At 60.4% G+C, this 11,936-nt stretch carries 17 protein-coding genes; 7 read left to right on the top strand and 10 right to left on the bottom strand.

Annotation, left to right across the window (positions count from 1 at the left end):
• Positions 1-456: 456 nt before the first annotated feature.
• The 7 genes from parA to ACYZT6_RS00180 all read left to right on the top strand — a co-directional run bounded on the left by parA (position 457) and on the right by ACYZT6_RS00180 (position 3,519).
• Positions 457-1,104, top strand: coding sequence for a ParA family partition ATPase (gene parA, locus ACYZT6_RS00210; protein ID WP_273905524.1), 648 nt, complete (start codon positions 457-459; stop codon positions 1,102-1,104).
• Positions 1,101-1,418 (top strand): hypothetical protein, encoded by a 318-nt coding sequence (locus ACYZT6_RS00205; RefSeq protein WP_273905526.1) that lies wholly within the window; start codon positions 1,101-1,103, stop codon positions 1,416-1,418. Before parA ends, ACYZT6_RS00205 begins: the two co-directional genes overlap by 4 nt.
• A gap of 62 nt (positions 1,419-1,480) precedes the next feature.
• Positions 1,481-1,633, top strand: coding sequence for a hypothetical protein (locus ACYZT6_RS00200; protein WP_462025256.1), 153 nt, complete (start codon positions 1,481-1,483; stop codon positions 1,631-1,633).
• A complete protein-coding gene (locus tag ACYZT6_RS00195; RefSeq protein ID WP_462025255.1) occupies positions 1,633-1,776 on the top strand; it encodes a hypothetical protein in 144 nt (47 codons plus the stop codon). Before ACYZT6_RS00200 ends, ACYZT6_RS00195 begins: the two co-directional genes overlap by 1 nt.
• Positions 1,773-2,696, top strand: coding sequence for a DNA cytosine methyltransferase (locus ACYZT6_RS00190; protein WP_462025254.1), 924 nt, complete (start codon positions 1,773-1,775; stop codon positions 2,694-2,696). Before ACYZT6_RS00195 ends, ACYZT6_RS00190 begins: the two co-directional genes overlap by 4 nt.
• A gap of 11 nt (positions 2,697-2,707) precedes the next feature.
• Positions 2,708-3,073, top strand: coding sequence for a hypothetical protein (locus ACYZT6_RS00185; protein WP_462025253.1), 366 nt, complete (start codon positions 2,708-2,710; stop codon positions 3,071-3,073).
• A gap of 89 nt (positions 3,074-3,162) precedes the next feature.
• Positions 3,163-3,519: a hypothetical protein gene (locus ACYZT6_RS00180; RefSeq protein WP_462025252.1), complete on the top strand. Its 357-nt coding sequence runs from the start codon at positions 3,163-3,165 to the stop codon at positions 3,517-3,519.
• Between the two features lie 49 nt (positions 3,520-3,568).
• On the opposite strand, the gene ACYZT6_RS00175 is transcribed toward ACYZT6_RS00180, so the two are convergent.
• The 10 genes from ACYZT6_RS00175 to ACYZT6_RS00130 form a co-directional block, all read right to left on the bottom strand.
• Positions 3,569-4,579: a phage late control D family protein gene (locus ACYZT6_RS00175; protein WP_462025251.1), complete on the bottom strand. Its 1,011-nt coding sequence runs from the start codon at positions 4,577-4,579 to the stop codon at positions 3,569-3,571.
• A 12-nt stretch (positions 4,580-4,591) separates the two neighbouring features.
• Positions 4,592-4,804, bottom strand: a complete 213-nt coding sequence (locus tag ACYZT6_RS00170) for a tail protein X (RefSeq protein WP_273905537.1) — start codon at positions 4,802-4,804, stop codon at positions 4,592-4,594.
• A complete protein-coding gene (locus ACYZT6_RS00165) occupies positions 4,804-5,181 on the bottom strand; it encodes a phage tail protein (protein WP_462025250.1) in 378 nt (125 codons plus the stop codon). The genes ACYZT6_RS00170 and ACYZT6_RS00165 overlap by 1 nt, the downstream gene beginning before the upstream one ends.
• A gap of 2 nt (positions 5,182-5,183) precedes the next feature.
• The gene (locus ACYZT6_RS00160) at positions 5,184-8,072 is read right to left on the bottom strand and encodes a phage tail tape measure protein (RefSeq protein WP_462025249.1); all 2,889 of its coding nucleotides are present in this window, start codon (positions 8,070-8,072) and stop codon (positions 5,184-5,186) included.
• Between the two features lie 125 nt (positions 8,073-8,197).
• The gene (locus tag ACYZT6_RS00155) at positions 8,198-8,785 is read right to left on the bottom strand and encodes a phage tail assembly protein (RefSeq protein ID WP_462025248.1); all 588 of its coding nucleotides are present in this window, start codon (positions 8,783-8,785) and stop codon (positions 8,198-8,200) included.
• A gap of 63 nt (positions 8,786-8,848) precedes the next feature.
• A complete protein-coding gene (locus ACYZT6_RS00150; RefSeq protein WP_462025247.1) occupies positions 8,849-9,355 on the bottom strand; it encodes a phage major tail tube protein in 507 nt (168 codons plus the stop codon).
• Positions 9,355-10,521, bottom strand: a complete 1,167-nt coding sequence (locus tag ACYZT6_RS00145) for a phage tail sheath protein (RefSeq protein ID WP_462025246.1) — start codon at positions 10,519-10,521, stop codon at positions 9,355-9,357. Before ACYZT6_RS00145 ends, ACYZT6_RS00150 begins: the two co-directional genes overlap by 1 nt.
• Before the next feature lie 2 nt (positions 10,522-10,523).
• Complete coding sequence (locus ACYZT6_RS00140) at positions 10,524-10,739, bottom strand: hypothetical protein (RefSeq protein WP_462025245.1); 216 nt, start codon at positions 10,737-10,739, stop codon at positions 10,524-10,526.
• 64 nt (positions 10,740-10,803) lie between these two features.
• A complete protein-coding gene (locus tag ACYZT6_RS00135) occupies positions 10,804-11,478 on the bottom strand; it encodes a DUF7338 family protein (RefSeq protein WP_462025244.1) in 675 nt (224 codons plus the stop codon).
• Between the two features lie 58 nt (positions 11,479-11,536).
• Positions 11,537-11,935, bottom strand: coding sequence for a phage tail assembly chaperone (locus ACYZT6_RS00130; RefSeq protein WP_462025243.1), 399 nt, complete (start codon positions 11,933-11,935; stop codon positions 11,537-11,539).
• Between the last annotated feature and the right edge of the window lies 1 nt (position 11,936).

Genomic DNA, 11,936 nt, shown 5'->3' with positions numbered 1-11,936 from the left:
GAATGGGGAATTGGTGTATACACCCATGACCCTGATTGAATGTAGGGTTATGGGTGTATGTTGGTATGGTGTTATTGGTGCATAGGGGATTGGGCTGCGGGTGTAGTGCATGCACCCATTGCCCTAGGGCAATAAGGTATAAACATAAATAGCTGACGGGTGACGTCACGACGCGAAAAGAAAGATCGGCAGGACGACAAGGCGAGAAAACGCAGAAAGGACGGCCTACACCATAAGGACGACCAGAGTCCCGACCTTTCAGCCCATAGCGGGAAGGCCCCGCAGCGCAAGGGCTACAGGCGCCAGGAGAAAGGACAAGCCAAAGCGCAGAGACAGAGTCTCTGTAAAGGATGGCGCTACGCGCCTGTTTGTTTTGTACCTTTGCCCTTATGGCCTATTGTACAAAGGTACATTTGTACGTATATTGAGGCCTCACCCAATCGCGAGGCCTTCACAATGGCGGCAAGAATCTGGACCTTTCAGAACCAAAAGGGCGGCACCACGAAGACCACTAGCGCGACGAATATCGCCGCGTGCCTGGCTACCGTGCATAAAAAGAACGTGCTCCTGGTCGACCTGGACGGCACGCAAGGGTCGGCCACTGACTGGGCAAGCGCACGCTCTGACGACGCCGTGCCGGTCCCCTGCGTAATCATGCGCGAAACAATAAAGCGCGATCTGCCGCGCATTTCCTCGGGGTATGACTACGTAATTATCGACGGTATCCCGAAAATCACGCCCCTGACCTCTGACGCGGTCAAGATTTCTGACCTGGTGATAATCCCGGTACAGCCAAGCCAATACGACATTTGGGCCACCCGCGACATGGTGCAGCTCGTCAAGGACCGCCAGGAAGTTACCGATGGCTTGCCGAAAGCGGTTCTGCTAGTCGCCAGGGCCATCAGAAACACAATCATCGAGAGAACAGCGACAGAGGCCCTGCACGGCTATGAGCTGCCGGTGCTCAACGCCAAGACATATCAGAGCGTCTCGTATACAAACGGCATTGCCGAAGGCCTCAGCGTGTTTGATCTTCCTGCAGGCGACGGTGCCCGAGACGACATCGAGGCCGTAACCCTCGAGCTCCTGGAGATGGATAAATGAGCAAGCCAGCCCCAAAAATCAGCCTAGAACGCCCGAGCCGGCCGAACAGCGCGCCAGACGAGGCGCACCTCGACAAAGCCAGAAAAGCAGTGGTTTCGGATGGCGGCGACGAGAAACAGCTCAAGGCAATCGTGCCGACCAAATACCACACGGGCACCACCGACATTAAAAACATGTCGACCGACAGCGTGCCGGTCAAGTACCTGATTATTGAGGCGCTCGACGACCTGTTTAAGAAGTATCACGACGGGAAAGGGCATTACGAGATAGGCAACCAGGCCGAGCTGGCGCGCCGGCTCGAATCGCTGATTTAAAAGAAGCCTGGTAGCGGTTGCACCCGCCACCAGGCAAGACAGATAAACCTAGGGGGTTAACCATGTCCAAAATCGACTATACCACAGCGCGCAACCTGACTCTGCGCGACGCTGCAAATCCAGCCAACCGCGCCAAAGTGCGCGCCTACCTCGAGCAAGAATGCTGCCTGATTGCCTGGCACGGCGTTCTGAAACTGATCGGGGAGGCCGTCTAATGAAGCGCAGCGACGACCCTACCGGCCTACAAATCCTCGTGACTGGCGCGATCGCCATCGCCATGCTCGTTCACGCCATTTACATTTTCGTTTACCGCGTGTACACCCAGCGCCCCGAGCAGCACCAGGAGGGCGAAGAATGACTACCGGCTTCGATCTTTTCGCGGGCATCGGCGGAACAAGCGAGGGCGCAGAGGCGGCCGGCGTACAGGTTCTATGGGCTGCCAATCACTGGCCAGAGGCCGTGAAGTGGCATAGCGCTAACCACCCGAAAGCGCAGCACGCATGCCAGGATCTGCACCAGGCAGACTGGTCGCAAGTTCCCCGCTGCGATATAGGCCTCGCCTCCCCATGCTGCCAGGGCCACACCAAGGCGCGCGGTAAGGACTCGGGCAACCCCAAGCACGACGCTTCGCGCTCGACGGCCTGGTCGGTCGTATCTGCCAGCGAGGTGCTCAGGCCAGAGGCGTGGGTTATCGAGAACGTGCCCGAGTTCCTAAACTGGCCGCTATACCCAAGCTGGGCCGATGGAATGCGCCGAATGGGCTACCAAATCGCGCCACATATCGTTGACTGCGCGGACCTTGGCGCACCGCAACACCGCGTGCGGCTGTTTCTGATCTGCACCCTCAGCAAGGCACCGCTTAACCTGGTGCTGCCGAAACGCGAGCGTGTCCCAGCGAGCTCATTTATCGATTTCGAATCAGGGCGCTGGTCCGATATTGAGAAGCCTGGTCGCGCGGCCTCTACCCTTATTCGCGTCAAAAACGGCCGTGAAACCTTCGGCGATCGCTTCATCATGCCCTACTACGGATCCGGCTCAGGCCTTACCGGGCGCTGCCTGAGCAGGCCGATAGGAACCATCACCACACGGGACCGCTGGGCTGTCGTAAACGGCTCGAAAATGCGGATGATAAACGCCGACGAAGTCATGCGCGCCATGACATTTCCCGAAGGCTACAAGCGCCCTCAAAGCCACCGACTCACCGTACACATGGCCGGCAATGCCGTGCCGCCGATAGCAGCCAGAGAAATAATTCTCGCCCTCAAAGCTGCAGCCTAAGGACAGACCCCATGAAAAAAACACGCACCCTCAACATTGCCTGCGCCATCCTTGTTCTGGCCATCGCTGGCGCGTTCCAGCCTGCAGCCGCCCGTGACTGCGACGTCGACGACGACGGCCGAACTGACGCAACGTGCGGCGGGCCAGACCGCGACCTCGATAACGACGGCCGCACGGACGCGAAATTCGGCGGCCCTGATCGGGATCTCGACAACGACGGACGCACCGACGCACAGGTCCGAGGCATCGACAAAGATCTCGACAACGACGGCCGCACAGATGCGACATTCGGCGGACCCGACAAAGACCTCGACAACGACGGCCGCACCGATGCGGAATTCGGCGGCCCCGATCGGGACGTTAAAAAGCCATGGTGAAGTGAGCATGTAGCCCACCCCACAAGCCCGCCACCTCGGCGGGCTTTTTGTTACCCTGCGCGCCTCAACCGAACGGAGATCCGCGCAGCATGAAAGCAAAGCCCATCATTATCGGCGCCGTCGCCGTCGCCCTGGTGGCGATCCTGGTCAACGACGTGGTCAAGAAGGACGACCACGCGCTCGAGCGCGTCAGCGAGCGCGCAGGGCTGTCGGTCAACTGCAAGATGCTCAGCCAGGACGGCAAGCGCTGGGGCGTCTGCCGGTACAAAAACGGCGCGCCGGCCAGCGTATGGCTCGACCGAGACGCGACATGGATCGCCGCCAACGGGAACGCGATCGAGGTCGTCGGCAAGCTGGCCAACGTCCAGGACCTGCAGAACCTGCCGGCCGTGATGGTCGACTATCAGTCGCCGCCGACCATGCCCGGCGCCCTGCTCGAGCAGTAACGCCAGAAACGAGAAAAGCCCCCACCGCCGTTAGGCAGTGGGGGCTTTTTTATTCTGCAGGGATTGTCGCAGTCAGCGAGCAGCGGTAACTCTGCTGCCGACTGCCGTTCGCCGTCACCTGGTCAATTGACCATTGACCGCGCATGAATGACGGCCAGGTGTCGTCGAGCTCGATCAGCCCCTCGGCTGCAAGATCTGGATTACCGGGGCAATCGATCTGCAGTTTCATTTCTTCGCGCTTGAGCTTGCGCAGCGATCCCTCGCCGGCCGCCTTCGCGTCCGCCTCATTCTGGTAACGCTGCGTCACCTTCTTGAATGGCTTTGAGCCCGTCTCTACCACGCACTCTTTGCCGGTCGCACCGTCCCACCAGACCGTTTTGCAGCCCTGGAACTTGACGCGGCTTTCTTCGTCGAGCGTGGCATTGATAAACGATCGGTCGTTCGGCGAGTTCCCTTTCGTGACCGACAGCGTCACCACCGGCAACGTCTGGCCCGACAGCGATTTGACCTGCCCTTTCAGCGCCATGACGTACAGGTCGTTAACCGGCTTCGTGACAGCGTCGTACTTGCGCGCGATCCGCGTCAGAAACCCCATGTCGGTTTCATTCGACTGGTCGATATGGTCGATAACTTTTGCATCCAGTTCGGGCGAAATCCGAGGGGAAAATCCGTGACGCCCGGTCAACTGCCGAAAGATCTCGCCGAGCGTAGTTGGCCCGAAACTGGCCGATTTTCGCTCCTTAAATGCCGTCTCGTCGGCCACCTTGAAAGGAACTGCAGTGGCGACAATTTTCAGCAGCGGCGGGAACAACTGAGGCCGGCACCGCGTGATATTGAACTCGCCTTTATCGACGAGCCCCGACTCGAGATAGCCGACCTTGAGCCCGATTTTCCCGTCAAAGCTTGGCAGCCCCTCCAGGTCGTCGACCCGAACCGTCAGGTTTAGCGTGTCCGACTTAACGCCGGACGCGTCGACGTGCTCCCAATCAACCAGGCGAGCGTTAATCAGCGCTGCGTTAGCGCCCGTGATCTCGACTGCCGGCGTAAATCCAAGCGCCATAACCCTACCCCCTTAGTCCCACGCCGAAATCGGCTTTACTGCAGCCGCTTTCGCGGCCAACTCGGGCAGAAACACCCACATATCACCCGGCAACGCCGCGCCAAGTTCGGCCAGCCCCGGATTCACCAACCAAAACGCCTCCTCGGCCGAGTCGTCAGACCGGCCGAGCTCGCGATAAAGCAACAGGTTGGCCGTATCGCCTGCGATCGTTCGCACTCTGCGCATTAGAAGAACTCCGAAAGATCGAGCGACCACTCCAGGAGCGTCGTCGTGCCGTCATCGAGCACGCGCTTTTGGCCCTCGTTGACGCCGTCAATCCGCCAGCGTCCCCATACGCGACCGATACCGTCGACCAGGACATAAGGCACGCGAGCGTCAGCCATGGCGCGCAGCTCGTCGAGCTTGGCCATGCCATCCGCAAACTGAGCCTTTCCGTTGAGCCTGAGCTCCTCGAGCGCCTGGCCGGTCTGGTGCGATCGGGGCTTACTGCTGATTATGTCCAGGCTGACCCATCCGCCCGTTGTCTTGCGATCGAGCGTTTCATAAGGGAAGCCGCTCGAGAGCCCGAAAACGAACTCCCCGAGCGCCATTTGCTGCGCCATCGTTACTCACTCCCATCTGTCAGAGACGCGCCACGACGCTGCGCCAGCGGGTCGCTGGCCATCATCATTGGCATCATTTCGCCTTTCAGCCGCGCGAGGATCTGGTCAGTTAAACGCTGGTCATACGCAGGGTCGCCGGTCGGCGTCATCGTGATAGACGGCGAAAAGACCATCGGTGTCGCTGCTGCAGCACCCTTGACGACATCCTTTGCGACGTCATCCGGGGCGCTCAGCTTGTCGACCAGGGCGCCCAACTTATCGCCCAACCATTCGCCGGCACCAGAGCCGGCAATACCCCCGGCAACACCGCCGATAGCCCCGCCAATTGCAGTCCCAGGCCCCGGAAAAATCAGCGTACCGATCGCGGCACCAGTAGCCCCACCAGCCCAGGCACCCGCCATTCCGCCCGCCATGCCACCGACCGCGCTGCCAACCTGCTTGCTGTCACCGTTGGCAATGCCTTCTGCAGCCTGAATCCCGCCACTGACGAGCATCAGCGGCACCGCCGCCTTGCCTGCCAACTTCGTGGCCGTGCTGAGCCCGCTGCCACCCATGGCGGCCACTTTGGACAGCATCCCAGGCGCGCTTTCTACCGCCGCTGCAGCCGTCGTGCCGAGGCCCTTCGCGCCCGACATTACGCCGCTTGCTACGCCAGGCGCCTTTTCGGCCACCGTCGCCGCAACTGCAGTCAAACTCGGGGCTGCGTTGAGCAGCTTGGCACCCGCTGACGCAATCTTGCCGATCGGCCCTGGCACCTTCTCAGCTGCCAGCCCCGCTTTCGCCATAAACGGCGCAGACGGTAGCCTCGCGCCAGGCTTAACAGGCGTCAGCTTGCCACCCTTTTTCCCGCCTGCGCCCCCGCCGCTACCGCTCCCCATGCCGCCACCACCGCCCATACGGGCCATGGTGCGATTTAAGCGAGCTACCGCGAGATTTGCCTGCGTTGCGGTGCTCGCCGTGCTGGCGTCCAGCTTGGCGCGCGCGAGCGCGCCACGGTTCGCACCTTGGCCAACCATCAGGCCGACATATTTCAATGCCAGCGCGCCGCCTTTCAGCAGCGTCAGACCACCCGCAGCAACAGCGAGCGCCGCCGTAATGTTCGGGAATTTCTCGGCCGCGTCGCCCAGGTAATTAACAAACGTGCCGAGCGGCCCCATGAGGTAGTTAAACGCCGGCAACATCGCCGTGCCGACGAGAGTCGAAAGCCGCGTCAGCGATGCGGTAAACGAGTTCCAACCGGTGCGCGAGGTGTTGGCCACCCCGGCCGCCTCCTGCATCATCGAGCCCTGATCGCCGAGCACCGACGTTGCGTATTTGGACTTGTCAGATACCAGGTCAAACGCGCGCTGGACTTCGCCCAAGTTCAACAGCAGCGGCTGAATAGCGCCGATCGACTCCGAGCCGAAAAGCTGCGTGGCCAAAGCCGACTGCTTTTCTACCGGCTGCTCTTTGAGCTTCTGCAGAACGGACATGATCGTCTTGGGCGCGTCCTTCTGCATCTGCCCGGCCAGATCCTCAGGATCGAAACCGAGCTCTGACCACGTCTCTTTCTGACCCTTCGTCGCGGCCTCGCCTTTCGTCAGAGCGGAGAGGAAGTTTTTAAATCCGGTACCGGCGATTTCTTTCTCAGTGCCAGGGTTCAAAAGCGCCGCCGACAGAGCGGCCGTCTGCTCAGGCGCAAGGCCCGACGCGGAACCAATGGCGCCGTAACGCTTCACTACCGACGCAATGTCTGCAGAGGAGGCGTTGAAGTTGTTGCCGAGGTAGTTCGTCGAGTCCGCAAGGTCCAGCGTCTGCGTGCGATTGAGATTCATCGACGCACGCCAACCGGCCATCATCTGGCCGGATTCCTCCGAGCTGACATCAAACGCCGAGCCCATGATCGCGGCATCACGGGTAAATTCCATGATGTCTTTTTGCTTGGCGACCTGGTCGACCTTGCCCGATGCGTCCTTGTTGTTGTTGCCGATACCCGACTGCCCAGCCGCGTACTCGATTTTCGCGAGGTCGACGGCCGTCATTCCGCTGGAAGCGATCAGGCGATCGCTCGCAAGCTTGAGGTTGTCCGACGCCATCTTTTCACGCTGACCAGGTGCGAAATCAATCACCTTGCCAACGTCGGCCATGGCCGTTTCCATGTCCATCGCCTGGCTGACTGGCTTCGCAGCCACATAGGCCAGCGCCGCCGTCTCGACCATTTGCCCGCGCATATCCGCACGCTTGCCCCGGTTGTCGTCCATGCGCGACTGTGCGCCGCTGACGGCCTCCAGGCGCGCACGCTGCGCCGCCAATGCCGCGTTGGCCGATTTGGTCGACGACTCGAGACGCTTCTGCTCGCTGGCCAGCTTGCCAGTATCAACGCCGGCCGCCGTGAGTTCCGTCTGCAGCCGCTTGAGCTCGTTCCGCTCGCCGCGCTGTGCGGCGGTCAGCGTGCGCAAACTCGCTGTCGCCTTATCCTGCGAGGTGTCGAGCTTTCGGACCTCAGAACTGGCGCTATTGAGCTCGCGCTGCAGCCTGTTCGCCTCAGTCCGAGCGACGCGCATCTGCGCCGCCGTGGCGCCAGTGTTCGACTCTAGCGTCTTGAGCGCGAGCGCCGCCTGCTCATACTCCTGTTTCAGCTTTTCGACCCGTTCGGCCGCCGCCTTGTGCTCGCGCCCGATACGCGTCTGCTCGACTCGAGCCGACTGCAGGGCCGTGGTCGTTTTCGCGACCTTTTCCGTCAGCGTCGCATAACCATCAGCCGACCGGGCCGTACGGTTGAGCTTGTCGAGCTCTGCGCGTTGCGACTTGATGCCCTCCTCGAGCGCGCCGGCCTTCTTCTTGAAGTCGCCGAACGTGCTCGAGTACGCATCATGCGCAGCAAGGCGTAAGGAGAATTTTGACTCAGCCATGCCCTACCCCTTTTTCGCGCCCAGGCGTGCGATCGCTAACTCGTAGCGGCGCATGCCCTTGCCGGCGTCCCATTCCAGAATTTCCGCCTCGGATACGTGGTAAACGAGGGGTACAACGTCGAGGATTACGTCGACGTCGCGCTCTGAAAGAAGGCAGCCGGACGATTCAAAAAATCGTTCAGACGCTCCTGCAGTTGCGTCCAGTCGGGCAGGCTCAGGCTCTGCACCTCAGGCACCGACAGACCCACGCAATGGGCGCTCACGAAGTCGGCGCGCTCGTTGGCCGTCTTCAATTTGCGCATGGTCTTAGAGACCTTCATCGCCGGGACCTGGATCTGCAGACTCTCGATCAGCCGACCGCCGAAACCCTTGACCGGCACGAGCAACGGGAAGTCGTCAGGGTTTTCAGGCTTCGCGCCCGAAAAATACGTGCCCGGCAACTTGATGTAGTCGTGAATAATTTCAACCAGGGACACGTAGTCGGGCTGCTTTAGCTGCTCGAGCACGGAATCCGGCAGGCCAGTGGCGACAATGAGGATCTGCTCGAACTGGTCATCGTTATCCTTGCCGCCCTTGACGATGGCCGCGCGATGCTCAGTGACATTGATCGGCCGCAGCGGAATCTCGCTCAAGGCGTCGCCATTATCCAGAGTGATTGGAAATTGCAGCGGGTACGACGCGTTTAACCAGTTCATTGGCTGTACTTCTTGCATTTTTTTACTTTCCTTCTGGCAACAAAAAACCGCCCGTAGGCGGTTCATTGAGTAGCGATCGGTTTAAGGCATCAAGGCCAGGCGGCGGGCGCCTTTGAGGTAGTCTTCACCGTTGATTACGCACTTCTGCGTGCGGGTATCGATGTCGATTACCGGGACGCCCATTTCGAGGCGCTGGTAACTACGCAGCGCGATCTCCAGGGTCGTGATCGGCTTGTCGCCCATCTTGATCGTTTTGTCTTCCTGCTTTTTCAGCTTGCCGGTGCAGACGTGATAGGCAAACCACTCGTTGCCCTCCTGGTCCTCGCCGGCCTCCTGGACGGTCAGCAGAATTTCGCCGCCGCTGACCACGCCCATAGCGAGGAAAATCGGCAGGCCAACGCCCTGCAGCGTCAGCTTGGCCGACAGCGCTTTCATGCCCACGGCCATTTCTTCTTCAATGAAGCGACCGCCGCGCATCGACTCCTGATCGAACTCGATCGGTGGCGGGTCGAAATCGTCGATCGTGGCCATCAACGGCATACCCTGCAGGGTCGCCGTCATCATCTGCCTTACGCGGTTAGTAAACATTAGAGAACATCCTCCAGGAATTCTTCGATGATGGCGTCGCTGGCGTTGAGCTGGTAGATCATGTGCTCGTTTGGCGCGTAGCGGCCGTAGTCAATGCACAGATACCAAGTGCCGTTTTTGTACTTCTCGACGCTGTTCAATTCCGGGTGCAGGTAGACCTTGCCGCCCGGGATGGTTTCGTCGGCGACCAAGTCCTGCATAAACAGGTTGATCCGCGTTACTTCTTGCTCCATTGCGCGTTTGGTCAGGTTCATAGACATGACCTTTTGCGCCGCCTTGATGAGCTTGCGGGCGATGGCGTCCTCGAGCCCGACGTAACTGATGAATTTGCCGGTGATCGAGCGGTTACCGATCAGCGAGAAGCCGCCGAGGATCGTTCGGGCGTAGTAGCTGACGCCGTAGCGGTTGAGCAGATCCCCCTCGGTCGACTTGTCCAGGATGTTGTATTCGACCGTCCGCGAAACGTCGGCCGCATACGTGACCTGGTTGCCGGGGCTTTCCCACTGCTTGACCTTGGCCAGCGCAGCAATGGCCAGACTCGAGGGCGGCAAAAAGACGTTTGCCTTGGCCGCTTTCGAGTAAACCGCGGGCATCTGGTGAACCATGTAGCAGCGGTCGTAACCCAGCGCGGCGCCGCCGATCGACTGACTGTTCAACACCTGCCCGGCGACGGTAACGTCCTTGCCGTCCAGGACCACACGGGCTCGCATACGCTGGCCCAGAGAGGCGAGCTCACTATGCACGGACTGCTCAGACGAGAAGCCTGGCGCGCCGATGATGGTCGGATCTTCCAGGCAGGTCGTCAGCGCCGACATGCCCATCAGCTGGCCAGACTCAGAATCAACGCCGCCAATAATGTTATTGATCGTGTCAGCCGGGGTCAGCCCGGCCTCAACAACGACGACGTAGATCGGAACTTTAACGACCTTGAGGATCTGCTTGACCGTCAAAATCAGCGTGCCGGCCTCGGCGCCGGTCGGGTCCAGCATGTCGGCGGTCAGCTGGCCGTTGATGCGGAAAGGAGCATTGAGAGGGACACCAATCGCGCGGTTTGGCGCGGTGCCGACGATGCCGATTACGTTATCGCCAATCCCGCCCATCGACTCGGGCGGTTCGTTCGACTCGATCGAGACGCCGTTGTGCTCAAAATTCGTTACTTCTGCCATGTTTACTCAGCCTTCGCAGTGGGTTTCTTTGCCGCCGGTGCCTGAGCCGCCGCAGCGGCTGCCTCGGCTTCGATCAGGGCGGTTTGTTTGATGCGGCCCGCCGTTTCCAAGGCGTGGGCCTGGACGTCGAGCAGATCGAATGTCGAGCCCTTGGCGGCGTAGTGGCCGCCTCCGGTCGGGAACGGAACCAGAACGGTGTAGTTTTTGCGGATGGCCATCGATCAATCTCCAGGCACAAAAAAAGCCGCAGCGCGGCCTTCTGAGGGTTGTCAGGAATAGGGGTTAAATGGATTTCCAGGGGTTGAACTTGAAGGTCATCCCCTTGGCCGGCTCACCTGGTGCGAGCTCGTGCTCGGGCTTGATCTTGAAACCGAGGCGCAGGACGCAGGCGCGATCGGCCTTGATCTGCCAAACGCAATACAGGCCGTACCAGCGCGCAAGCCCTGCAGGACGTCGTGCAACGACGAACTGCCAGCCGCCTTGCCCTGGCTTGTCCTCGACCAGATCGGCGCCGAGGCGCTCGACCAGGCACTCGCTTACCGGACAACTGAACATCGGCAACAGCCGCATGTTGTTAACCGGGTTTCGCACTGCAGCCCACCACCATCGAGCAAGCCAACTGGTGACAGCCAGCGGCGCGATCGGCACACCGGCACGGCGCAGGAGTGTCCGCAGGCCGAACAGCACCAGGGCGTCGCAGTTGTCCGCCCACCAGTTGCGCTTATCACCGTCGAGGCCGTCGAAATCATTGCCGAAAAGCCACGCCCAGCGCCGCAGGTTGACGATCGGGCGACCATCGCTCACCGATACCCCCGCGACAGGGTAAGACACCGCCAGCGCGACCACAGGCAGCCCCAGCGCGAGAAGCACCAGGCGAACCACCGCCAAGCCAAACCACTGCAGGCAGGCAAAAAAGAACGAGCACAGCCAGGCCGCGCCATTGAAAGCGTTTTTCATCGTTTAAACGTCCAGGAGTGAAAAGCGGAAAAGAAAACGCCCCGTCAGTGCGGGGCGTTTATTGGGTTTGATCTGCGAGCCAGGCCGGGGCTCTCGGGCGCTGATCGGCATTAGGGAAGCCGCCAGACCGAGGCCAGTCCCGCAGATCCTGCCGATAACTCAGCAGCTCCGAAAATTGAGCGGCTGTTAGCGTGGTCGCTATATCGAGGTCGAGTTCATCGCGGTGACGCATCACCAGCCATTCGCTAGAACTCACCTCGGCATTTCGCCAAATCCGCTCAGCTCCCACCCAGTCCTCAAGGTCCACCACCGGGGCGCTGAATACCCCACCGGAAAACGACCACCGCTGCCCGACCTCGGGACCGCACGGCACCCACTTTAAATCCGGGTGAAAGCGTCCTGCCGGATTGATTGCAGTAGTTTCGAAAACTGTGCCGTTTTGAATAAGTGCCCACATA

The sequence above is a fragment of the Pseudomonas sp. RT6P73 genome, from assembly GCF_054897715.1.
The sequence above is the reverse complement of the archived record's forward strand: the minus strand, read 5'-3'. Positions and strand labels throughout refer to the sequence as shown.

Excerpts from the sequence above, each read along its gene's own strand:
- ACYZT6_RS00205 (WP_273905526.1), top strand. The coding sequence starts at position 1,101 with ATGAGCAAGCCAGCCCCAAAAATCAGCCTAGAACGCCCGAGCCGGCCG.
- ACYZT6_RS00195 (WP_462025255.1), top strand. The coding sequence starts at position 1,633 with ATGAAGCGCAGCGACGACCCTACCGGCCTACAAATCCTCGTGACTGGC.
- ACYZT6_RS00175 (WP_462025251.1), bottom strand. The coding sequence starts at position 4,579 with ATGGCGCTTGGATTTACGCCGGCAGTCGAGATCACGGGCGCTAACGCA.
- ACYZT6_RS00145 (WP_462025246.1), bottom strand. The coding sequence starts at position 10,521 with ATGGCAGAAGTAACGAATTTTGAGCACAACGGCGTCTCGATCGAGTCG.
- ACYZT6_RS00165 (WP_462025250.1), bottom strand. The coding sequence starts at position 5,181 with ATGGCGCAGCAAATGGCGCTCGGGGAGTTCGTTTTCGGGCTCTCGAGC.
- ACYZT6_RS00200 (WP_462025256.1), top strand. The coding sequence starts at position 1,481 with ATGTCCAAAATCGACTATACCACAGCGCGCAACCTGACTCTGCGCGAC.
- ACYZT6_RS00140 (WP_462025245.1), bottom strand. The coding sequence starts at position 10,739 with ATGGCCATCCGCAAAAACTACACCGTTCTGGTTCCGTTCCCGACCGGA.
- parA (WP_273905524.1), top strand. The coding sequence starts at position 457 with ATGGCGGCAAGAATCTGGACCTTTCAGAACCAAAAGGGCGGCACCACG.
- ACYZT6_RS00160 (WP_462025249.1), bottom strand. The coding sequence starts at position 8,072 with ATGGCTGAGTCAAAATTCTCCTTACGCCTTGCTGCGCATGATGCGTAC.
- ACYZT6_RS00155 (WP_462025248.1), bottom strand. The coding sequence starts at position 8,785 with ATGCAAGAAGTACAGCCAATGAACTGGTTAAACGCGTCGTACCCGCTG.
- ACYZT6_RS00135 (WP_462025244.1), bottom strand. The coding sequence starts at position 11,478 with ATGAAAAACGCTTTCAATGGCGCGGCCTGGCTGTGCTCGTTCTTTTTT.
- ACYZT6_RS00180 (WP_462025252.1), top strand. The coding sequence starts at position 3,163 with ATGAAAGCAAAGCCCATCATTATCGGCGCCGTCGCCGTCGCCCTGGTG.
- ACYZT6_RS00190 (WP_462025254.1), top strand. The coding sequence starts at position 1,773 with ATGACTACCGGCTTCGATCTTTTCGCGGGCATCGGCGGAACAAGCGAG.
- ACYZT6_RS00170 (WP_273905537.1), bottom strand. The coding sequence starts at position 4,804 with ATGCGCAGAGTGCGAACGATCGCAGGCGATACGGCCAACCTGTTGCTT.
- ACYZT6_RS00150 (WP_462025247.1), bottom strand. The coding sequence starts at position 9,355 with ATGTTTACTAACCGCGTAAGGCAGATGATGACGGCGACCCTGCAGGGT.
- ACYZT6_RS00130 (WP_462025243.1), bottom strand. The coding sequence starts at position 11,935 with ATGTGGGCACTTATTCAAAACGGCACAGTTTTCGAAACTACTGCAATC.
- ACYZT6_RS00185 (WP_462025253.1), top strand. The coding sequence starts at position 2,708 with ATGAAAAAAACACGCACCCTCAACATTGCCTGCGCCATCCTTGTTCTG.